We start from the raw sequence: 20,965 nt of genomic DNA, 5'->3' as shown, positions 1-20,965 counted from the left end.
AAGGAGGCGGAACTAAAAAATCTTGTTTCAGCGTTCATGAATCTGCTGAGTCAGCTATCAGCGTTGTTGTCAGGACGGGATAAAGAGAAACGCGTCCAAACCGATGTGATTCCTGACAAGCCTACACCGGCAGTGCCAACGCCCGATTCACACCCGGTCAGGATTGAGGGGCTTTCGGAAAAGCGCAACGGGGCCAAGGCCGATGATATCTGGAGCGGCTTTCGTCAGGGCCCGGATGGTAACTGCGTAACGGTATCGGCAATCAAGGCGGCGATGCATAAATTCGGACAGAGCCCTACTGATATTTATAAAGAAGTCAGTAAAACCGAGCGCGGTTATCACGTTGTGATGCGAGATGGCTTTCGCTTGACGCTGACTCATGAGGAGTTGAAGCAAGCGGCGCAGGGCGCGCGTTTTGTTGGAAAAGACAAGGGAATGCTCAAGGATGCTCAGTTTCTGTTTGCCGTCAGCGCCAAGCGCGCCCAAATGGAAAACAACGATGGCCGAGCGGCTAGAAGTTTTAGCGCGGCAATCCGCAGCCTGAATGATGGTGAGGATGAGAGAGGGGCGGGAGAGGGTTTCCTGCGGTTGGGCTTGAAGAAGCACATGAAGCGTGTGGCGGTAAGTGTGCTGGCCAGGGGGCAAGTCGGCATGGTCAACCGCACCGGGCATTCGGTTGCGGTGATTGGTGGCAAGGAAGAGTTGTGGGGCCGGAAAGGAAGGACGCCCAGCCAGGGGCACGCAGTCGCGTTAGTCGACTGATGGGGGGTGGTTGGTAGGTAAATAGCGGTTTTTACAGTGGGTGTTGATTCAAGAATAAAAGTGGTTGTTTTTATCCTGCGCAGGTTTTTATTCGTCATTGTGTTTTTAAGTTTGAATTCGTCACTTATCGGCTCTGTGTTGTTTGTCGTGTCTTTAATAATGTTTTTAGGTAGGAGACTTCTATGAGTATCGGTATGTTCGGTCGGGTGTTGTTTGATGGTTTGAATGCGGCTCATGAATCTGTCCGGCGTTTATCGACAGTTACATTGTCGGCGGCCGTGGGGAACAAACCCCGCGATATTTTGAATGCGTTTGCCGCCACGCGACGTAACTTTGGTGAGTCTTTTGATAATAGTACCCATGCCGCAGTCATTAAATTGATGATGATGACCTTTGGTCAAAGTCCACATGATATGTTTGAAAAGGTCAAGGCGGTGGGCGACGGTTATGAGATCACGATGAAAGATGAGTTCAGGGTTCATGTGTCTGCCGAGGAACTAAGGATGACCGCGCAGGCATCACGGTTTGCCGGGAACGATGGCATGGCGGTTTCGGACGCCAACGTAGTGCTTGCGGCATTTATCAAGCGCAAGCAACTGACCGGCAATCATGAGCGTTTCGAAGACGTCCTGCTCAAGAGTCTAGAAGGTGAAACTACCCAAAACTTCTTGCGTGGTATGGGCCTGATGGGTTTTGCCCAGTTTGTGCCTGCAACCTATATGGCGGCGCGTGGCGCATTGGGTGTCGTGGAGACCCATAACTTCGGCTCGGCTTTTGTGATGGACAACACCCAACATCTTTATTCGGAGCAGCGCAAGGTAGATAAAAGTTATGGGTTCATGTTGTTCAATGATAAAAAAACGCCTGATGTGTCGCCCGAAATAGTTGATGAAAAGGCCCCGCCTCTTTCCAGTGTGCCAGTGGGTATCCGCCCCGCTAATATCTGGAGTGGTTTTTACCAGGGCGTAGAAGGTAACTGTGTCACCGTGTCAGCGATCAAGGCCGCCATGATGAAGTTTGGGCAGAATCCGCAAGGCATCTATAAAAAAATCTCCGCCACCGCTGACGGATATGAAGTGGTCATGCGCGATGGCTACAAACTGACGTTGACCCGCGACGAATTGAACAAGGCCAAGGTGCACTCCGGTTTGCAGGGCAGCAATCAATCCCTTTTGGACGATGCCAATTTTTTGTACGCCGTAAGTGCCAAACGGGCGCAATTGGAGAACAACGACGGCCGGGGAAACCAGAGCTATGAGGTCGCCATGGATACCTTGAACGACGGTGAGTATCCCGGATCGGCGCTGCGCAGGCTGGGGCTGTATGCCTACATCCGGGAAAGCACGGTGCAAGAACTGGCTGACGGGGCCATTGGAACGCTGGCGGACACCCACCATTCAGTGACGGTCGTTGATGGGATGCTCGACATGTATGGAGAAAAGCGCAGCCTGGCGCCCTCTAACTGGAAGGGCTACTTCGTGCGAGCGTTGAAATTGGTCTGATGCCCCGTGCTGGGCCTGGCGGTTTATCTGGCGGATTGTTTTCAGCCTCCGGCAGCGCCCCTCAAAAGTTGCGTGAACGCGTCCACCGGCAGTGGCCGGCTATGCAAATAGCCCTGATACAGATGGCACCCCAAGCCTTGCAGGAACGCCAGTTGCTCGCAGGTTTCCACGCCTTCGGCAATCACTTCCAGGTTGAGGCTGCGCGCCATGGCTACGATCGCGCGGATGATCTCTGCATCGTTGGGGTCGTGGGTGGCATCGCGCACGAATGACTGATCGATTTTCAAGGCATCGACCGGCAGGCGCTTGAGATAGGTCAATGACGAATACCCGGTACCGAAGTCGTCCATGGCAAAGCTGACCCCGAGTTTTTTCAGGCGGCGCATTTTGCCGATGGTGTCGTCCAGGTTCTGGATCACGATGCCTTCGGTGATTTCCAGCTTCAGCAGGCTAAATGGCAGTTGGTGCTGCTTGAGGCTGCGTTCCACCCGTTCGACAAAGTCGTTCTGGCGAAACTGCCGGGGGCTGATGTTCACGCACAGGCTGAAACCTTTGGGCTCAATCAGGCCTTCGGCAATCAGCCTGGCAAAGGTGGCGCACGCTTCATCGAGGATCCAGGTGCCCACCTCGAGGATCAGACCGCTGTCCTCCAGGACCTTGATGAACTCTGTCGGTGATTGTGCGCCCAGTTGCGGATGCTGCCAGCGCACCAGGGCTTCGGCGCCGACAATGCGATTGCCCCGGGCATCGACCTGGGGTTGGTAATGCACGCTGAACTCGCCCCGCGACAACGCCAGGCGCAGGTCGGTCTCCATGCGCAAGCGCTCGCTGGCGGTGCGTTGCATGCTGTTATGGAACATCTGCGTGGTGTTGCGCCCGGAGTCCTTGGCCCGGTACAGGGCAATATCCGCGCGCTTGAGCAGGTCCGCCGGGGTCGAGCCGTGATCGGGAATCAGCGCAACACCAATACTGGGGGTGACCTGCAAGCGCTGGCCGTCGAGGAACATCGGTTCCGACAGCAGCTCGCGCAGGGTGTCGGACAGCAGCTGCACCTGCTTGCTGACCTCCATTCGCGAACCTTCCAGGCCGCTGAGCAGCACGACAAACTCATCGCCACCCAGGCGCGCCACGGTGTCCTCCATGCGCACGCTGGCTTCCAGGCGCGCGGTGACGATTTTCAGCACGGTATCGCCCACCGGGTGCCCGAGGGAATCGTTGATGTGCTTGAAATGATCCAGGTCCAGAAACAGCAGCGCGCCTCGCAGGTTATGCCGCTTGAGCAGGGCAATCTGCTGGCTCAGGCGGTCCATCAGCAAGGCGCGGTTTGGCAGGTTGGTCAGCGGGTCGTGATAGGCCAGGTGGCGGATCTGCGCCTGCGCGCTTTTCAGCAGGCTTACATCCCGTGCGGTCAGCAGCAGGCATGGCGTTTCATTGAGGGTAATGGGCTCGACCGACACTTCCACTGCCAGCAACTCGCCGCGCTTGTTGTGCCAGAGCATGTCCAGGTGGTGGATGCGGCCCTTGATCTGCAGCTCGGCGAGCAATGCCGAGCGTTGGTTCTCATCGGCCCAGATGCCGATCTGGTACAGGGTCAGGCCAATGGCTTCCTCGGCGCGGTAGCCGGTCAGGCGGCAGAAGCCGTCGTTGACCTCCACGTAGCGCCCGGTGTCACGCTCGGTAATGGACACCGCGTCGGGGCTAGAGTGAAAGGCCTTGGCGAATTTTTCCTCGCTGGCCTTGAGCGCCGCTTCCGAGCGCTGTTGCTGGGTGATATCGCGCAGGGTGGTGACCACGCAGGGCTGGTTGCCGACCGTGATCAGCCGGCTGGAAATCATGCAGGTCAGACGCTGGCCATTCTTGTGGTGGACGATGATCGCCACGTTGTTCAGCGCTTGCTCGCGGATCACCTGCTCGATGCGCTGCAGGCGTTGGGTCGGCTCATCCCACAAGCCGATCTGCTCGGCGGTGTGATTGATGACTTCGGCGGCGGTCCAGCCAAAGGTCTGGCAGAAGCTGGGATTGATTTCGATGAATTCGCCGCTCGACAGGCGGGTGACGCAGATCGGGTCGGGGCTGGCGAGGAACAGGCTGGCGAACTTCTCTTCAGAGGCGCTCAGGCGCTGTTCACGTTCCACCTGGTCGGTGATATCCAGCAGCGTGCCGGCCATGCGCAGGGGCGCGCCCTGGGCGTCACGGTAAAGGCGGGCGCGGCTTTCCAGGTAGCGCGAGCGGCCATCTTCCAGTTGCACGCGGTAGGTCAACTGGTAATTGCCTGCCGGGCCTTCACGCAGGGTGCGATAGGCGTCGCGCATGCTGGCGCGCTCCTCATCGGGCATACCTTCAAAAAACGCATCGAAGGACTCATGGAACGGATGCGGCTCCAGGCCGTGCAGCTGTGCCGCCCGGGCTGAGCCGTAGAGCATGCCGCTGGGGATATGCCAGTCCCAGGTGCCCAGTTGGGCCGAATCCAGGGCCAGGTCCAGGCGTTCCTGGCTGTCCTTGAGGGCCTGTTCGGCGTTCTTGCGCTCGGTGGTGTCGAGGAATGTGCTGATCAGGTAGGCCTGGCCGTCGAGTTCGACCTTTTGTGCGCTGAGGGTGCCGTCATGGATTTGCCCGTTGCTGGCGCGAAACTGTACTTCCATGGTGATGGGTTCGCCCTTGCGCTGGGTCGCCTTGACCAGCAAGGCCCGTTGTTCAGGATGCACCCACAGCCCCAGGTCCAGCGTGGTGCGGCCAATGGCATCGGCCACCGGCCAACCGAACAGGCTCTCAAAGTACTGGTTGGCCTCACTGATCAGGCCATCTTCCTGGCGCGTCAGCAGGACCATATTCGGGCACAGGTGAAACAGGGTGGCGAAGCGTTTTTCCGAGTGGCCCAGGGCATGTTCGCGCTCGCGTTGCTGGGTGGTTTCGCGAATCACCCCAATCATGCGCCGCCGCCCGGACGCGTCCGGCAGCAGGCTACCGTTGATTTCCAGCCAGTGCAGGGTGCCGTCCGGCCACTGGATGCGGTGGTGCATGGCGTGTTCGAAGGGCGCGCCCGCCAGGACGGCGTGAAAGGCCCGGATCACGCGGCCGCGGTCCTCGGCGGGCAGCAGGTCGAGGTAATCCAGGTCCTTGGGCAGTGGCTGGCGGGGGTCGAAACCAAACAGCGCCTGGGTGCCGCGCGACCAACTGATCCGCCCGCTGTCGATATCCCAGCTCCAGGCGCCGAGCCGTGCGGCATTGAGCGCCGCCAGCAGCTGCGGGGCGTTCTCCCAGCTTTGTTCCGCCTGCTGGGGGTCCAGGGCGTGAATGCGAGGCAGCGGCGGCACGGGATCGACAGGGTTGGGCATTATCAAGGGGCCTTGGCTCGATGGGCATTCGGCGCGGGAGCAGGGTCTACAGGCCGCACGGCCTCATGCCGGCATCCCCGCCGGATCAACCTGTGCATCCAATAGGCTCATGAAAGCCCGCGCAGCGTTCGACAACGTCCTTTCGGTGTGCACGATATAGCCTAGCTGGCGACTGAGCTGTATGCCCGGTAAAGCGATGCTGGCCACTTGATCATCAAGCATAGTGCGCGGCAACACGCTCCAGGCCAGGCCGATCGAAACCATCATCTTGATGGTTTCCAGGTAGTTGGTGCTCATGGCGATGTTCGGCGTCAGGCCCTGGGCCTCGAACAGCCGGTGCACGATATGGTGGGTAAAGGTATTGCCGCCAGGGAAAACCGCCGGATGGCGGGCAATGTCGGCAAGGCTGATAGTGCCGTTATTGGCCAGGCTGTGTTCGGGCGCCACCACGAAATCCAGGGGGTCATCCCATACCGGGGTGGCCCGCACCAGGCTGTGGGGCTCCGGCGCCAGGGTGATGACGGCGACTTCGGCGCGGCCATGGAGGATTTCCTCGTAGGCGACTTCCGAATCCAGGAACTGAATATCCAGGGCCACGTTCGGGTATTCCCGGGTAAACGTGCGCAATACCGGCGGCAGGCGGTGCAGACCGATGTGATGGCTGGTGGCCAGGGTCAGGCGCCCGCTGACTTCGCCGGTCAGGTTGGTCAGGGCGCGACGAGTGTCATCCAGCACATTAAGGATCTGATAGGCGCGGGGCAGCAGGGCGCGCCCGGCTTCTGTCAGGCCCACTTCACGGCCCAGTCGATCAAACAGGCGCACCTTCAGCTGCTGCTCAAGGCCGGCGATACGCTTGCTGATTGCCGGTTGCGTCAGGTGCAGGCGTTCCCCGGCTCCGGAGAAGCTGCCGGTTTCGGCGATAGCAATAAAGGCATTGAGGTTGGCCAGGTCCATGGTGGTATTCCAGTGAGTTATCCAAAGCATGAAAAATATGAATTTGAGTTATTTAATGTAACGCCATAGCATCAGCCTCACAAGCCAAAGGGTTATTGAATCGTTCAACGCCCAGGGCATAGAAAGACGCTGATGAGGACCGACTGATGGCCGGCAAAACGCTTTACGACAAACTCTGGGATTCCCATGAAGTGAAACGGCGCGATGATGGGTCATCGCTGATCTACATCGACCGTCACATCATCCATGAAGTGACCTCGCCCCAAGCGTTCGAAGGCCTGCGACTGGCCGGGCGCAAGCCTTGGCGCGTCGACTCGATCATCGCGACCCCGGACCACAACGTGCCGACCACCCCGGAGCGCAAGGGCGGCATCGAAGCCATTGCCGACCAGGTCTCGCGCTTACAGGTCCAGACCCTCGACGACTATTGCGACGAGTACGGCATCACCGAATTCAAGATGAATGACGTGCGCCAGGGCATCGTCCACGTTATCGGCCCGGAGCAGGGCGCAACCTTGCCGGGCATGACCGTGGTCTGCGGCGACTCCCATACCTCCACCCATGGTGCGTTTGGCGCCCTGGCCCACGGTATCGGCACCTCCGAGGTGGAGCATGTGTTCGCCACCCAGTGCCTGGTCGCCAAGAAAATGAAGAACATGCTGGTGCTGGTCGAAGGCACCTTGCCCTTTGGCGTCACCGCCAAGGACATCGTGCTGGCCGTGATCGGCAAAATTGGCACCGCTGGCGGTAACGGCCATGCCATCGAGTTCGCCGGTAGCGCGATTCGTGATTTGTCCATCGAAGGCCGCATGACCATCTGCAACATGTCCATCGAAGCCGGTGCCCGTGTGGGCATGGTGGCGGCGGATGAAAAAACCGTGGAGTACGTCAAGGGCCGTCCATTCGCTCCGCAAGGCGCCGATTGGGATGCCGCCGTGGAGGCCTGGAAAGACCTGGTTTCTGACAAAGATGCAGTGTTCGACACCGTGGTCGAACTCGACGCCGCCCAGATCAAGCCACAAGTCAGCTGGGGCACTTCGCCGGAAATGGTCCTGGCCGTCGACCAGAACGTGCCGGACCCGGCCAAGGAAGCCGACCTGGTCAAGCGCGGTTCCATCGAGCGGGCCTTGAAGTACATGGGCTTGAAAGCCAACCAGGCGATCACCGACATCCAGTTGGACCGGGTGTTTATCGGTTCCTGCACCAACTCGCGGATCGAAGACCTGCGCGCCGCGGCGGTGATCGCCAAGGGCCGCAAAGTGGCCGCGACCATCAAGCAAGCCATTGTGGTGCCAGGTTCGGGCCTGGTGAAGGCCCAGGCCGAAGCCGAAGGCCTGGACAAGATCTTCCTCGAAGCCGGTTTTGAATGGCGCGAGCCGGGTTGCTCCATGTGCCTGGCGATGAACCCGGACCGTTTGGAGTCCGGCGAGCATTGCGCGTCCACCTCCAACCGTAACTTCGAAGGGCGTCAGGGCGCCGGTGGCCGCACCCACCTGGTGAGCCCGGCCATGGCCGCTGCGGCTGCCGTCAACGGTCGTTTCATCGACGTTCGCGAATTGATCTGAGGAATACCCGATGAGAGCTTTTACCCAACACACAGGTCTTGTCGCACCGTTGGACCGTGCCAACGTGGACACCGACCAGATCATCCCCAAGCAGTTCTTGAAGTCGATCAAACGCACCGGTTTCGGCCCGAACCTGTTCGACGAGTGGCGCTACCTGGACGTGGGCTACGCCTACCAGGACAACTCCAAGCGCCCGCTGAACAAAGACTTCGTGCTCAATGCCGAGCGTTACCAGGGCGCCAGTGTGTTGCTGGCCCGGGAGAACTTCGGTTGCGGTTCCAGCCGTGAACACGCGCCTTGGGCCCTGGAAGAATATGGCTTTCGCAGCATCATCGCGCCGAGCTACGCCGATATCTTCTTCAACAACAGCTTCAAGAACGGTTTGTTGCCGATCATCTTGAGCGATGCCGAAGTGGACGAGTTGTTCCAGCAAGTGGAAGCCAATGTCGGCTACCAATTGACCGTCGACCTCGCGGCGCAAACCGTGACCCGTCCGGACGGCAAGGTGTACCACTTTGAAGTGGATGCGTTCCGTAAGCACTGCCTGATCAACGGCCTGGACGATATCGGCCTGACCTTGCAGGACGGCGATGCCATTGCGGCGTTTGAAGCCAAGCACCGGGCCAGCCAGCCTTGGTTGTTTCGTGATGCCTGATTCTATGTAGGCTGGACTGGCCCCTTCGCGAGCAAGCCCGCTCCCACATTCGATCGCATTTCAACTGAAGGAACTCGGTCGAATGTGGGAGCGGGCTTGCTCGCGAAAGGGCCTGTATGAACAACACAAAAGCCAGGAGCATCACCATGACCAGCACCGCCCACACCCAAGTCGTGCAAAAACAATTCGGTGAACAGGCCTCGGCCTACCTGAGCAGTGCCGTGCACGCCCAAGGCACTGAATTCGCACTGCTGCAGGCCGAACTGGCCGGGCAGGGCGCGGCGCGCCTGCTGGACCTGGGTTGTGGCGCCGGTCACGTGAGTTTCCACGTAGCACCGCTGGTCAAGGAAGTGGTGGCCTACGACCTGTCGCAGCAAATGCTCGACGTGGTCGCCGCCGCTGCCGCCGACCGTGGGCTGGACAATATCCGCACCCTGCACGGGGCCGCCGAGCGCCTGCCGTTTGCCGATGGCGAGTTCGACTTCGTGTTCAGCCGCTACTCGGCCCATCACTGGAGCGACCTGGGCCTGGCGCTGCGCGAAGTGCGCCGGGTGCTCAAGCCGGGCGGCGTGGCGGCATTTGTCGACGTCTTGTCACCGGGCAGCCCGCTGTTGGACACTTACCTGCAAACCGTCGAAGTGCTGCGCGACACCAGCCATGTGCGCGACTACTCCGCTGGCGAGTGGATGCGCCAGCTCAGCGAAGCCGGCTTGCATGTACGCAATAGCAGTCGCCAGCGCCTGCGCCTGGAATACACCTCGTGGGTCGAGCGCATGCGAACGCCAGAGGTATTGCGCGCAGCGATCCTGGCACTGCAAAAGGCGATGGGCCAGGAAGTGCGCGATTATTTTGAGATTCAAGCCGATGGCACCTTCAGCACCGACGTGCTGGTGGTCTGGGCCGAACGCTAATAATTTTCCCGACCTGCCCGAGGGCGGGTCGCTTGATGAAATGAGGAACGCATGAGCAAGCAGATTCTGATTCTCCCTGGCGACGGCATTGGTCCGGAAATCATGGCCGAAGCGGTCAAGGTCCTGGAATTGGCCAACAGCAAGTACAGCCTGGGCTTTGAATTGAGCCACGACGTGATCGGCGGCGCGGCCATCGACAAGCATGGCGTGCCCCTGGCCGACGAGACCCTGGACCGTGCCCGTGCTGCCGACGCCGTGCTGCTCGGCGCCGTGGGTGGGCCGAAATGGGACAAGATCGAACGTGACATCCGCCCGGAGCGCGGCCTGCTGAAAATCCGTGCGCAACTGGGCCTGTTCGGCAACCTGCGCCCGGCGATCCTCTATCCGCAACTGGCCGACGCGTCGAGCCTCAAGCCGGAAGTGGTGGCGGGCCTGGATATCCTGATCGTGCGCGAGCTGACCGGCGGTATCTATTTCGGCTCGCCACGGGGTGTGCGCGAGCTGGAAAATGGCGAGCGCCAGGCCTATGACACCCTGCCGTACAGCGAGAGCGAAATCCGCCGTATCGCCCGTGTCGGTTTCGACATGGCCCGCGTGCGTGGCAAAAAGGTCTGCTCGGTCGATAAAGCCAACGTACTGGCCTCCAGCCAGCTGTGGCGCGAGATCGTCGAAGAAGTGGCCAAGGACTACCCGGACGTCGAGTTGAGCCACATGTACGTCGATAACGCCGCCATGCAACTGGTGCGTGCACCCAAGCAGTTCGACGTGATCGTCACCGACAACCTGTTTGGCGACATCCTGTCCGACCAGGCCTCGATGCTCACCGGTTCCATCGGCATGCTGCCGTCGGCGTCCCTGGACACCCACAACAAGGGCATGTACGAGCCGTGCCACGGTTCGGCGCCGGATATCGCGGGGCAGGGCATTGCCAACCCGCTGGCGACCATCCTGTCGGTCTCGATGATGCTGCGTTACAGCTTCAACCTGAGCGAAGCGGCGGACGCGATCGAGAAGGCGGTGAGCCTGGTGCTGGACCAGGGCCTGCGTACCGGCGACATCTGGTCGCAGGGTTGCACCAAGGTCGGGACGCAGGAAATGGGCGACGCAGTAGTCGCCGCGCTGCGGAATCTGTAATCTCTCGGGCCCGCTTGCAGTTGTTGCTGCAAGGCGGCCCACTTTTTAACAAGGTGTAGTTGCGATGAAACGTGTAGGTCTGATCGGTTGGCGCGGTATGGTCGGTTCCGTGCTCATGCAGCGGATGCTGGAAGAGCAGGATTTCGATCTTATTGAGCCGGTGTTTTTCACCACTTCGAATGTCGGTGGCCAAGGGCCGTCCGTGGGCAAGGATATCGCCCCGCTCAAGGACGCCTACAACATTGAAGAGCTCAAGACCCTCGACGTCATTCTGACCTGCCAGGGCGGCGACTACACCAGCGAAGTCTTCCCCAAGCTGCGTGAAGCCGGCTGGCAGGGTTACTGGATCGACGCCGCCTCGAGCCTGCGCATGCAGGACGACGCCGTGATCATCCTCGACCCGGTCAACCGCAAGGTCATCGACCAGCAGCTCGACGCCGGCACCAAGAACTATGTCGGCGGCAACTGCACCGTCAGCCTGATGCTGATGGGCCTGGGTGGCCTGTTCGAAGCCGGGCTGGTGGAGTGGATGAGCGCCATGACCTATCAGGCGGCCTCCGGTGCCGGTGCGCAGAACATGCGTGAGCTGATCAAGCAGATGGGCGCGACCCACGCGGCCGTCGCCGATCAACTGGCCGACCCGGCCAGCGCGATCCTCGACATCGACCGTCGTGTGGCCGAGGCCATGCGCAGCGACGCCTATCCGACCGAGAACTTCGGTGTGCCATTGGCCGGTAGCCTGATCCCGTGGATCGACAAAGAACTGCCGAACGGCCAGAGCCGCGAAGAGTGGAAGGCCCAGGCCGAGACCAACAAGATCCTGGGGCGCTTCAAGAACCCGATCCCGGTGGACGGTATCTGCGTGCGCATCGGCGCCATGCGCTGCCACAGCCAGGCGCTGACCATCAAGCTGAACAAAGACGTACCGATCGCCGATATCGAAGGGCTGATCAGCCAGCACAACCCATGGGTCAAACTGGTGCCGAACAACCGCGATATCAGCATGCAGGAGCTGAGCCCGACCAAGGTCACTGGCACCCTGAATGTTCCGGTGGGGCGTCTGCGCAAGCTGAACATGGGCACCCAGTACCTGGGCGCCTTCACCGTGGGTGACCAACTGCTGTGGGGCGCGGCCGAGCCGTTGCGCCGGATGTTGCGGATCCTGCTGGAGCGTTGATCGCTTTTTGGTGTTGAACAAACCCGCGTTCTGGTGACAGGCGCGGGTTTTTTATTGCGCCTGGGGCCGTCATCGCGGGCAAGCCCGCTCCTACACTTGAATGTGTTCACAAATCAAAATGTAGGAGCGGGCTTGCCCGCGATAACGGCCCCCATCACACCACAAAGCCTGGGTTAATTGCCTCACCCCCCACCACCCGGTAAAGTGCCGCTCCCCCCGCAATGCCCGAGGCAGCCTCCATGACCCAGACCTTTGATATCGCCGTGATCGGCGCCACCGGCACCGTTGGCGAAACCCTGGTACAGATCCTCGAAGAGCTGGATTTCCCGGTCGGCACCCTGCACCTGCTGGCCAGCAGTGAGTCGGCCGGCGCTTCGGTGCCATTTCGCGGCAAAAACGTGCGGGTGCGGGAAGTCGACGAGTTTGATTTCAGCAAGGTGCAACTGGCCTTTTTCGCGGCTGGCCCGGCGGTCACCTTGAGTTTTGCCCCGCGCGCCACTGCGGCGGGGTGCTCGCTGATCGACTTGTCTGGGGCCTTGCCGGCCGAGCAGGCACCTCAGGTGGTGCCGGAAGCCAATGCCCACGTTCTGGACGGCTTGAGAAAGCCCTTCCAGGTCGGCAGCCCGAGCCCGTGCGCCACTCATCTGGCGGTGGTCCTGGCGCCTTTGCGAGGCTTGCTGGGCATCCAGCGCGTCAGTGTCACCGCCAGCCTGGCCGTGTCTGCCCAGGGCCGTGAAGCCGTGAGTGAGCTGGCCCGGCAAACCGCCGAATTGTTGAATGTGCGCCCCCTGGAGCCAAAGTTCTTCGATCGGCAAATGGCCTTCAACCTGCTGGCCCAGGTCGGTACGCCGGACGCCCAGGGCCACACGGCCCTGGAAAAACGCCTGGTCCACGAACTGCGCGTCTTGCTTGATTTACCGTTGCTGAAGATTTCCGCAACCTGCGTTCAAGCTCCGGTGTTTTTTGGCGATAGCCTGAGCGTGTCCCTGCAACTGGCGGGCCCTGTGGACCTTGGCGCAGTCAATCGCGTGCTGGAGTCGGCGCCGGGCATCGAACTGGTGGAAGAGGGCGATTACCCTACCGCTGTTGGGGATGCGGTCGGTCAGGATGTGGTCTACGTGGGCCGGGTGCGAGCGGGCATTGACGACCCAGCGGAACTAAACTTGTGGCTGACGTCAGATAACGTACGCAAAGGTGCTGCGCTTAACGCGGTGCAACTGGCGCAGTTGTTGATAAAAGACCTTGCGTAAAAGATACTTGGCGGCAATTTGTAGATTGATTCTAGCTAAGCGCTATGCTTGGCCCCATGCACGAAAAGTTGCGCGTCGGTGACCTATCGGCTCGCCATGCCGAATGGCAGCGGTACCCAACCTTCTCGCGGGCCGAGGAGTGTTCAAACAAAGGATGAGGCTATGGTTCAAGTTCGCAAACTGGTGTTAGCAATAGCGGCCGCCTCGGCGCTGTCCTCCGGTATGGCGCAAGCGCTGCAACTTGGGGAGATGACACTCAAGTCGAAGTTGAACCAGCCGTTGTCGGTGGAGATCGAGCTGCTCGATGTAGGCGGGCTGAGCGCCTCCGACATCGTACCCAGCCTCGCGTCTTCCCAGGCCTTTGTGGATGCGGGCGTGGATCGCCAGGCGTTCCTTGATGAACTGAGCTTTACCCCGGTGCTCAACCCCAGCGGTCGCAGCGTGGTTCGCGTTACCTCCAGCAAGCCCTTGCCCGACTCCTATGTGCGCTTCCTGTTGCAGGTGCAATGGCCCAATGGGCGATTGATGCGCGACTACAGCGTCTTGCTGGACCCGGCCAAGTTCGAGCAAAAGGCCCCGGAGGCCATTGCCCCGGCACCGCGCCTTGCCCCGCCTGCGGCCAGCAGCGTCAGCAAGGCGGCTGAACACACTACGACTTCCCGCGACACCCTGTGGGAAATCGCCGCTAAAAATCGCAATGGCGGCTCGATCCAGCAGACGATGCTGGCGATCCAGGCGCTGAACCCTGGGGCTTTTGTCGACGGCAATATCAACCGCATGAAAACCGGCCAGGTACTGCGCCTGCCGGACCCGGTACAAAGCACCAGCCTGCCGCAACCTCAGGCGATTGCCGAAGTGACTGCGCAGAACGCGGCCTGGCGTCAGGGGCGTCGCGGTGCCACCAATCAGGCAGCGGGGCGGCAGCAACTGGACGCCACCAAGCGCACCCAGGCCGGTGCCGCGCCGTCGCAAACGGCTGCCAAGGACAACCTCAGCCTGGTCTCGGCCGAGGCTGCCAAGGCTGGAGTCAAAGGCGCCGCAGGGGATAGCAAGGCTTTGAACAACAAGCTGGCGGTGACCCAGGAAAGCCTGGATTCGACCCGCCGCGAAAATGAAGAACTGAAAAGCCGCATGACTGACCTGCAAAGTCAGTTGGACAAGTTGCAGCGGCTGATTGAACTGAAGAACAACCAATTGGCCAAGTTGCAGGCCGAGGGTGGCGCACCGGCGCAGCCGGCGGCCATGCCTGCGGAGTTGGCGGCGGCGCCCGTTGCACCAGCACCTGCTACCCCGGCGCCAGCCGCCGAAGCGCCCGTGGTTGCGCCTGTGGAAAGCCCGGCTGAGCCCGCGCCCGTGGCCAGCACCGAAGGCAAGTTCAATGACCTGCTGACCAATCCCATCGTTCTCGGGGTGATTGGCGGTGCCGCTGGCCTGCTGGTATTGCTGCTCCTGCTGCTATGGGCGCGTCATCGCAATGCGCGCCTGGAAGAGGAAAAACACCTGCGCATGGCGCGGGCGCTGGCCGAGGAACCGGAGTTCTCCTCGAGCCTTGACCAGGACATGCCGTCGGACAGTTTCGAAGGCCTTGAAGTCCCTGCGGCAAACGTCAAGCTGGCTCCAGCTCCAGCTCCAGCTCCAGCTCCAGCTCCAGCTCCAGCTCCAGTTGCCGTGGCGCCTGTGCCTGCACCGGTGACCAGCATGGCGCCGCCGAGCAAGCCGATCATCGAACCCGGCTCCTCCGACGCCCTGGCGCTGGCCCAGTCCCACCTGGATCGTGGTCACCTGAACCAGGCGGCCGCCGTGCTGGAAGAAGCGATCAAGCTGGAGCCCAAGCGCAGCGATCTGCGTCTCAAGCTCCTGGAAGTCTATGGTCAGCAGGGCGACAAAGATGGCTTCGTAACCCAGGAGCGCCAACTGGTCGCCAATGGCGAAAATCACGCCCAGGTCGAACTGTTGAAAAACCGCTACCCGGCCATGGCCGTGCTGGCAGCGGGTGTCAGTGCTGCCGTCGCCGCCGCTGCGCTGGATGCACAGTACGTCAAGGATCTGCTCCAGGAAGATCCGGCGCCCGCCGCCACGCCTGAGGCCGATGGGTTCGACACCGACTTCGACCTGAGCCTGGATGACCTGGAAGCCGCTTCGCCGGCCGTGGTTGCACCAGAGCCCGAGATCGGTGATCTGAGCTTCGAGTCGGTATTGCAGCAGCAGAATGAAGCCAAGGCCAGCGAGGACGATCTATCGGATTTTGACCTCGACTTGCAATTGGATGCGCCAGCCTCTGCGTCCGATGACGACTTCCTCTCCGGTCTGGAAGAACAGATGAAGGACCTGCCGCCGGTAGAGCCGCCCACCCTGACACCGGCCGCGCTGGAAGATTTTGACCTGCCGGAAGACTTTGATCTGTCCCTGGCGGACGAACCCCCGGCGTCAGCCAAGCCGGACGCATTCGCTTCGGAGCTTGACGATGTCAACGCCGAACTGGAGCGTCTGTCCCAGAGCCTGGAAAGCCCGTCGATCGAGCCGAGCTTCACTGCCGAAGACGCCGCCAAGGGCGACGATGAGCCGGAGTTCGACTTCCTGTCGGGCACCGACGAAGTCGCCACCAAGCTGGACTTGGCCCAGGCTTATATCGATATGGGGGATGAGGGCGGTGCGCGCGACATCCTCGCCGAAGTCCTTACCGAAGGCGATGAAAAGCAACGGGATGAAGCCAAGGAAATGCTCAGCAACCTGGCCTAAAGCCATTACGCAATTCCTGTAGGAGCGAGCTTGCTCGCGAAAAACTCAAGGGCACCGCGTTCTTCCAGGATGGACGCGTTATCGTTGACGATCTTCGCGAGCAAGCTCGCTCCTACAAAAATCCTCAAGCCATATATAATGGCTGCCTTTGCGCAACTCATCAGGCCCTCAGCTCTTGGCAAATATAGATAACGCGGCCGCCGAAATGGCGGCCGCTGGCTTTTTCAGAATCGCCCTGGGCGTTGAATACAAAGGCTCGCGCTATCGCGGCTGGCAGCGCCAGGCCTCGGGCGTGCCGACCGTACAGGAAACCCTGGAGAAGGCCCTGTCGAAGGTCGCCGACTCGCCGGTTTCATTGATGTGCGCCGGGCGTACCGACGCCGGCGTGCATGCCTGCGGGCAAGTGGTGCATTTTGACACCCAGGCCGAGCGTTCGATGAAAGCCTGGGTCATGGGCGCCAATATCAATCTGCCCCACGATGTTAGCGTCAGTTGGGCCAAGGTCATGCCGGCGCACTTCCATGCGCGGTTCAAGGCGATTGCCCGGCGCTACCGCTACGTGATCTATAACGATCAGATCCGTCCGGCACACTTGAACGAAGAAATCACCTGGAACCACCGCCCGTTGGACGCCGAGCGTATGGCGGAGGCGGCCCAGCACCTGGTGGGGATCCATGATTTCAGCGCATTCCGGGCTGGCCAGTGCCAGGCCAAGTCGCCGATCAAGGAAGTCCACCACCTGCGCGTCACGCGCCACGGCAAGATGATTGTCCTGGATATCCGTGCCGGTGCGTTCCTGCACCATATGGTGCGCAATATCGCCGGCGTACTGATGACCATTGGCACCGGCGAGCGCCCGGTGGAATGGGCCAAGGAAGTGCTGGAGAGTCGGGTGCGTCGTACCGGTGGGGTGACGGCGCACCCGTTCGGCCTGTATCTGGTGGATGTGGAATACCGCGATGAGTTCGAGTTGCCGCAGCGTTTCATCGGGCCACACTTCCTCACAGGTTTCACTGAACTTGACGGCTGACGCCTGGAAAAGCATTTGTTACCATCCGGGACTTTCCTGGACAGCCCCCTGAGGTTCCGACGATATGTCAGGCGTTCGCAGCAAGATTTGCGGGATTACCCGCATGGAAGACGCGCTGGCGGCAGTCGAGGCGGGGGCTGACGCCATTGGTTTTGTGTTTTATGCCAAGAGCCCGCGTGCGGTGACGGTGCAGCAGGCGCGGGCGATCATTGCCGGCTTGCCGCCGTTCGTGACCACCGTGGGGCTGTTCGTCAACGCCAGCGCCTGTGAGCTCAACGAAACCCTGGATGCCGTCCCCCTGGACCTGCTGCAGTTCCATGGCGACGAAACCCCGGATGAGTGCGCCGGCTACCATCGCCCTTATATCAAGGCCTTGCGGGTCAAGGCCGGGGACGATATCGCCGCCAGTTGCGCCGCCTACGCCGGGGCCAGCGGGATTTTGCTCGATGCCTATGTCGAGGGCATTCCTGGTGGTACGGGCGAGGCCTTTGACTGGTCGCTGATTCCCCAGGGCTTGAGCAAGCCGATCATCCTGGCCGGCGGCCTGTGTGCCGAAAACGTGGCGCAGGCCATCGCCCAGGTTCGCCCGTATGCGGTGGACGTCAGCGGCGGGGTGGAGCAGGGCAAGGGCATCAAGGATTCTGCCAAGATTCGCGCATTCATGCAGGCAGTGCGCAGCAGCAGTGGCGCGATGTGACGGCTGGCAGTCTGCCGCCGTCAGTAACTACCACTGTGTGAAACAGGCCGGCGTTGCCCTCGGGCGGCGCCAATGAAGTGGCAGCCACGCGTTGGCGGGTTGTCTGGAAGGCTGAGGGCAGGTGCAGGAAATGGCTGGTCGAACGTCTGACCCCGTCCTGCAGCTGTTATCGCCACATCAATGAATTTAGCTCAAGGGCATACGCGGGGCTGTGTTCAAGCCACCGGTACTGGAGAAAGAAAGCATGAGCAACTGGTTAGTAGACAAACTGATCCCCTCGATCATGCGTTCCGAGGTGAAGAAAAGCTCGGTCCCTGAAGGTCTGTGGCACAAGTGCCCATCCTGCGACGCGGTGTTGTACCGCCCAGAGCTGGAAAAGACCCTGGACGTTTGCCCCAAGTGCAACCACCACATGCGTATCGGCGCCCGCGCCCGTATCGACATCTTCCTCGACGCCGATGGCCGTGCCGAGCTGGGCGCTGACCTGGAGCCGGTGGACCGTCTCAAGTTCCGCGACGGCAAGAAGTACAAGGACCGCCTGACCGCTGCGCAGAAGCAGACCGGTGAAAAAGACGCGCTGATCTCGATCAGCGGCAAGCTGCTGGGCATGCCGGTGGTGGTGTCGGCCTTTGAATTCTCCTTCATGGGTGGCTCGATGGGCGCCATTGTCGGTGAGCGCTTTGTACGTGCCGCCAACTACGCCCTGGAAAACCGTTGCCCAATGATCTGCTTCGCCGCCTCGGGTGGTGCGCGGATGCAGGAAGCGTTGATCTCGCTGATGCAAATGGCCAAGACCTCTGCGGTACTGGCGCGTCTGCGCGAGGAAGGCATCCCGTTCATCTCCGTGCTGACCGACCCGGTCTACGGCGGCGTTTCCGCCAGCCTGGCGATGCTCGGCGACGTAATCGTTGGCGAGCCCAAGGCACTGATCGGCTTTGCCGGCCCACGTGTGATCGAGCAGACCGTGCGCGAAAAGCTGCCGGAAGGCTTCCAGCGCAGCGAGTTCCTGCTGGAGCACGGGGCGATTGACATGATCATCGCCCGCTCCGAACTGCGTCCACGCCTGGGTAGCCTGCTGGCACAGATGATGGGCTTGCCGACACCAGAATACGTCGCGCCTAAAGTCGAACCTATCGTCGTTCCGCCGGTGCCTGCAAACCTATGACCCAACGAACCCTGGGCGAGTGGCTCGCCTACCTTGAGCAGTTGCATCCGTCAGCCATCGACATGGGCCTGGAGCGCTCGCAACAGGTAGCGGCCCGCCTCGGGTTGGGTCGGCCCGCGCCGCGAGTGATCACGGTCACGGGCACCAACGGCAAGGGTTCTACCTGCGCCTTTGTCGCTGCGTTGCTGCAGGCCCAGGGCTTGAAGGTGGGTGTTTATAGCTCGCCGCACTTGCTGCGTTACAACGAGCGCGTGCAACTCAACGGTGTTGAAGCCACCGACGAGCAATTGTGCGAAGCCTTTGCGGCGCTGGATGCCGGGCGCGGCGATACCTCCCTGACCTATTTCGAGATGGGCACCCTGGCTGCGTTCTGGTTGTTCGAGCGCGAACAGCTGGATGCCGTGGTACTGGAAGTGGGCCTGGGTGGTCGCCTGGATACTGTCAATGTGGTGGACGCCGACCTGGCGTTGATCACAAGCATTGGCGTGGATCATACCGATTATCTGGGTGATACCCGCGAATCGGTGGCCTATGAAAAGGCCGGGATCCTGCGCCCAGGCAAGCCGGCACTGTGTGGTGACCTGGATCCGCCGCATACCTTGCTGGACAAGGTGCGCGAACTGGATTGCCCCTTCTTCCTGCGGGGCCGGGATTTTTCCCTGGACGTGGCAGACGATCATTGGTCGTGGCGTGGTGTCGATGCGCGGGGTCTGGGCGTCGAGTTGCACGGCTTGCCGCTGCTGAACCTACCCATGGAAAACGCCGCACTCGCCCTGCAAGCCTACCTGTTGCTGGACCTGCCATGGAATGCCGGGCAGATTGCCGATACTTTGCAACGTACACGGGTGGTCGGGCGTCTGGATCGCCGCGCGTTCGAGTGGCAAGGCAAGCGCCTTGACCTGTTGCTGGACGTTGGTCATAACCCGCATGCTGCGCAGTACTTGGCGCGCCGTTTGGCCAGCCATGTGCCGAAGGGTCGACGCCTGGCGGTGTTCGGCTTGCTGTCGGACAAAGACCTGGAAGGTGTGGTCGCACCCTTGCTGAGCAGTGTGCAGGCGTGGGCGGTTGCGCCGCTGGATACACCTCGCAGCCGTTCGGCCGATGATGTACAGGTGCTGCTGCAGAACCTTGGTGCGACGGTGACGTCCCATGCAAGCGTGACCGCTGCATTGGAGGCTCAATGCGCGGTAGCAACGGCCGAGGACGAGATTCTGTTGTTCGGATCATTTTATTGTGTTGCCGAGGCGCTTGAGTGGTTGGCCCGGCGCTCCACGGAGGAAGCTGCACATGGCATTACTGGATAGCGCATACAAGCAGCGAATGGTCGGAGCCCTGGTGCTGGTGGCATTGGCGGTGATTTTCTTGCCGATGCTGTTTTCCCGTCAGGACGAGCAGCGCCAGGTCACGGTTGAGGCGCCGGCGGCGCCCCAGGTCCCGGTAATGCCGCAGGTTCAGGTCGAGCCGGTGGTGGTGCCTGAGCCGCAGGCGCTGCCCGAGGAAGAGCCAGTGCCGACGGATGCAGAAATTGCCCAGCAGCAGGCACCCACGGCGCCAATTCAACCCAGCGTTCCCGTAGTCAAGCCAGCGCCAGTCGTGGCAGCCAAGCCTGCGGCGCCTGCTCCAGCGCCAAAACCTGTCGCGCCGCAGCCTGCTGCGCCAGGCAAGCCGGATGTCGGTCAAAGCCGTATTGATCCCAATGGCCTGCCGATCAGTTGGTCGGTGCAGCTCGCCAGCCTGTCCAACCGCGAAAGTGCCGAAGCCTTGCAGAAGACCCTGCGCAGCCAGGGCTATAACGCTTATATCCGTACTGCCGATGGCAAGAACCGGGTGTTTGTCGGGCCGCTGATTGAGCGTGCCGAGGCTGACCGCCTGCGTGACTTGCTGGGGCGTCAGCAGAATCTGAAGGGTTTTGTGGTGCGCTTCCAGCCAGAACGCGGCTGATTCCGGCTCCAAATGTGTGTGCGGGCTTGTGTGGGAGCGGGCTTGCCAGCGATGACGGTGCATCAGTCGATATTAAAGTTGACTGACACGCCGCTATCGCGGGCAAGCCCGCTCCCACATTGGTTTATGCCCGTCTGAGATGGCCGCA

16 protein-coding genes are annotated in these 20,965 nt (G+C 61.1%); 14 read left to right on the top strand and 2 right to left on the bottom strand.

All coding sequences use genetic code 11. From position 1 onward, the window contains the following. Positions 1-36: 36 nt before the first annotated feature. Positions 37-762 (top strand): hypothetical protein, encoded by a 726-nt coding sequence (locus GDV60_RS18300; RefSeq protein ID WP_256679318.1) that lies wholly within the window; start codon positions 37-39, stop codon positions 760-762. Between the two features lie 182 nt (positions 763-944). After that, complete coding sequence (locus tag GDV60_RS18295) at positions 945-2,264, top strand: hypothetical protein (protein WP_256679317.1); 1,320 nt, start codon at positions 945-947, stop codon at positions 2,262-2,264. A 41-nt stretch (positions 2,265-2,305) separates the two neighbouring features. Here GDV60_RS18295 and GDV60_RS18290 read toward each other — a convergent pair whose 3' ends face one another. Continuing rightward, complete coding sequence (locus GDV60_RS18290) at positions 2,306-5,599, bottom strand: EAL domain-containing protein (protein ID WP_159908337.1); 3,294 nt, start codon at positions 5,597-5,599, stop codon at positions 2,306-2,308. A gap of 63 nt (positions 5,600-5,662) precedes the next feature. Continuing rightward, on the bottom strand, positions 5,663-6,553 hold the full coding sequence (locus tag GDV60_RS18285; RefSeq protein WP_029294128.1) for a LysR family transcriptional regulator: 891 nt from the start codon (positions 6,551-6,553) through the stop codon (positions 5,663-5,665). A 146-nt stretch (positions 6,554-6,699) separates the two neighbouring features. Here GDV60_RS18285 and leuC point away from each other — a divergent pair, with 146 nt between their 5' ends. The 12 genes from leuC (at position 6,700) to GDV60_RS18225 (ending at position 20,817) form a co-directional block, all read left to right on the top strand. Next, the gene (leuC, locus tag GDV60_RS18280; protein ID WP_029294130.1) at positions 6,700-8,118 is read left to right on the top strand and encodes a 3-isopropylmalate dehydratase large subunit; all 1,419 of its coding nucleotides are present in this window, start codon (positions 6,700-6,702) and stop codon (positions 8,116-8,118) included. A 10-nt stretch (positions 8,119-8,128) separates the two neighbouring features. Then, the gene (gene leuD, locus GDV60_RS18275) at positions 8,129-8,773 is read left to right on the top strand and encodes a 3-isopropylmalate dehydratase small subunit (protein WP_003192559.1); all 645 of its coding nucleotides are present in this window, start codon (positions 8,129-8,131) and stop codon (positions 8,771-8,773) included. 146 nt (positions 8,774-8,919) lie between these two features. Further along, positions 8,920-9,684, top strand: coding sequence for a class I SAM-dependent methyltransferase (locus tag GDV60_RS18270; RefSeq protein ID WP_092231417.1), 765 nt, complete (start codon positions 8,920-8,922; stop codon positions 9,682-9,684). Positions 9,685-9,735: 51 nt separating this feature from the next. Beyond that, complete coding sequence (leuB, locus tag GDV60_RS18265) at positions 9,736-10,818, top strand: 3-isopropylmalate dehydrogenase (RefSeq protein ID WP_029294134.1); 1,083 nt, start codon at positions 9,736-9,738, stop codon at positions 10,816-10,818. A gap of 64 nt (positions 10,819-10,882) precedes the next feature. Further along, on the top strand, positions 10,883-11,995 hold the full coding sequence (gene asd, locus GDV60_RS18260) for an aspartate-semialdehyde dehydrogenase (RefSeq protein WP_029294136.1): 1,113 nt from the start codon (positions 10,883-10,885) through the stop codon (positions 11,993-11,995). Positions 11,996-12,234: 239 nt separating this feature from the next. Then, complete coding sequence (locus GDV60_RS18255; protein ID WP_092231414.1) at positions 12,235-13,245, top strand: aspartate-semialdehyde dehydrogenase; 1,011 nt, start codon at positions 12,235-12,237, stop codon at positions 13,243-13,245. A 162-nt stretch (positions 13,246-13,407) separates the two neighbouring features. After that, complete coding sequence (locus GDV60_RS18250; RefSeq protein WP_159908335.1) at positions 13,408-15,984, top strand: FimV/HubP family polar landmark protein; 2,577 nt, start codon at positions 13,408-13,410, stop codon at positions 15,982-15,984. 205 nt (positions 15,985-16,189) lie between these two features. Beyond that, on the top strand, positions 16,190-17,014 hold the full coding sequence (gene truA / locus GDV60_RS18245; protein ID WP_029294142.1) for a tRNA pseudouridine(38-40) synthase TruA: 825 nt from the start codon (positions 16,190-16,192) through the stop codon (positions 17,012-17,014). A 64-nt stretch (positions 17,015-17,078) separates the two neighbouring features. Beyond that, positions 17,079-17,711 (top strand): phosphoribosylanthranilate isomerase, encoded by a 633-nt coding sequence (locus GDV60_RS18240; protein ID WP_029294144.1) that lies wholly within the window; start codon positions 17,079-17,081, stop codon positions 17,709-17,711. Positions 17,712-17,955: 244 nt separating this feature from the next. Continuing rightward, the gene (gene accD, locus GDV60_RS18235) at positions 17,956-18,876 is read left to right on the top strand and encodes an acetyl-CoA carboxylase, carboxyltransferase subunit beta (protein WP_029294146.1); all 921 of its coding nucleotides are present in this window, start codon (positions 17,956-17,958) and stop codon (positions 18,874-18,876) included. Next, positions 18,873-20,180: a bifunctional tetrahydrofolate synthase/dihydrofolate synthase gene (gene folC, locus GDV60_RS18230; RefSeq protein ID WP_159908333.1), complete on the top strand. Its 1,308-nt coding sequence runs from the start codon at positions 18,873-18,875 to the stop codon at positions 20,178-20,180. The genes accD and folC overlap by 4 nt, the downstream gene beginning before the upstream one ends. After that, positions 20,164-20,817, top strand: coding sequence for an SPOR domain-containing protein (locus tag GDV60_RS18225; RefSeq protein ID WP_159908331.1), 654 nt, complete (start codon positions 20,164-20,166; stop codon positions 20,815-20,817). The genes folC and GDV60_RS18225 overlap by 17 nt, the downstream gene beginning before the upstream one ends. The last annotated feature ends 148 nt before the right edge of the window (positions 20,818-20,965 follow it).

Origin of the sequence: Pseudomonas sp. DTU12.1 (genome assembly GCF_009873475.1) — a bacterium.
Classification (GTDB): Bacteria; Pseudomonadota; Gammaproteobacteria; order Pseudomonadales; family Pseudomonadaceae; genus Aquipseudomonas; species Aquipseudomonas proteolytica.
The sequence above is the reverse complement of the archived record's forward strand: the minus strand, read 5'-3'. Positions and strand labels throughout refer to the sequence as shown.

Bases quoted from the DNA above. Each gene is read 5' to 3' on its own strand.
- GDV60_RS18300 (WP_256679318.1), top strand. From the start codon at position 37: ATGAATCTGCTGAGTCAGCTATCAGCGTTGTTGTCAGGACGGGATAAA.
- GDV60_RS18295 (WP_256679317.1), top strand. From the start codon at position 945: ATGAGTATCGGTATGTTCGGTCGGGTGTTGTTTGATGGTTTGAATGCG.
- GDV60_RS18290 (WP_159908337.1), bottom strand. From the start codon at position 5,599: ATGCCCAACCCTGTCGATCCCGTGCCGCCGCTGCCTCGCATTCACGCC.
- GDV60_RS18285 (WP_029294128.1), bottom strand. From the start codon at position 6,553: ATGGACCTGGCCAACCTCAATGCCTTTATTGCTATCGCCGAAACCGGC.
- leuC (WP_029294130.1), top strand. From the start codon at position 6,700: ATGGCCGGCAAAACGCTTTACGACAAACTCTGGGATTCCCATGAAGTG.
- leuD (WP_003192559.1), top strand. From the start codon at position 8,129: ATGAGAGCTTTTACCCAACACACAGGTCTTGTCGCACCGTTGGACCGT.
- GDV60_RS18270 (WP_092231417.1), top strand. From the start codon at position 8,920: ATGACCAGCACCGCCCACACCCAAGTCGTGCAAAAACAATTCGGTGAA.
- leuB (WP_029294134.1), top strand. From the start codon at position 9,736: ATGAGCAAGCAGATTCTGATTCTCCCTGGCGACGGCATTGGTCCGGAA.
- asd (WP_029294136.1), top strand. From the start codon at position 10,883: ATGAAACGTGTAGGTCTGATCGGTTGGCGCGGTATGGTCGGTTCCGTG.
- GDV60_RS18255 (WP_092231414.1), top strand. From the start codon at position 12,235: ATGACCCAGACCTTTGATATCGCCGTGATCGGCGCCACCGGCACCGTT.
- GDV60_RS18250 (WP_159908335.1), top strand. From the start codon at position 13,408: ATGGTTCAAGTTCGCAAACTGGTGTTAGCAATAGCGGCCGCCTCGGCG.
- truA (WP_029294142.1), top strand. From the start codon at position 16,190: ATGGCGGCCGCTGGCTTTTTCAGAATCGCCCTGGGCGTTGAATACAAA.
- GDV60_RS18240 (WP_029294144.1), top strand. From the start codon at position 17,079: ATGTCAGGCGTTCGCAGCAAGATTTGCGGGATTACCCGCATGGAAGAC.
- accD (WP_029294146.1), top strand. From the start codon at position 17,956: ATGAGCAACTGGTTAGTAGACAAACTGATCCCCTCGATCATGCGTTCC.
- folC (WP_159908333.1), top strand. From the start codon at position 18,873: ATGACCCAACGAACCCTGGGCGAGTGGCTCGCCTACCTTGAGCAGTTG.
- GDV60_RS18225 (WP_159908331.1), top strand. From the start codon at position 20,164: ATGGCATTACTGGATAGCGCATACAAGCAGCGAATGGTCGGAGCCCTG.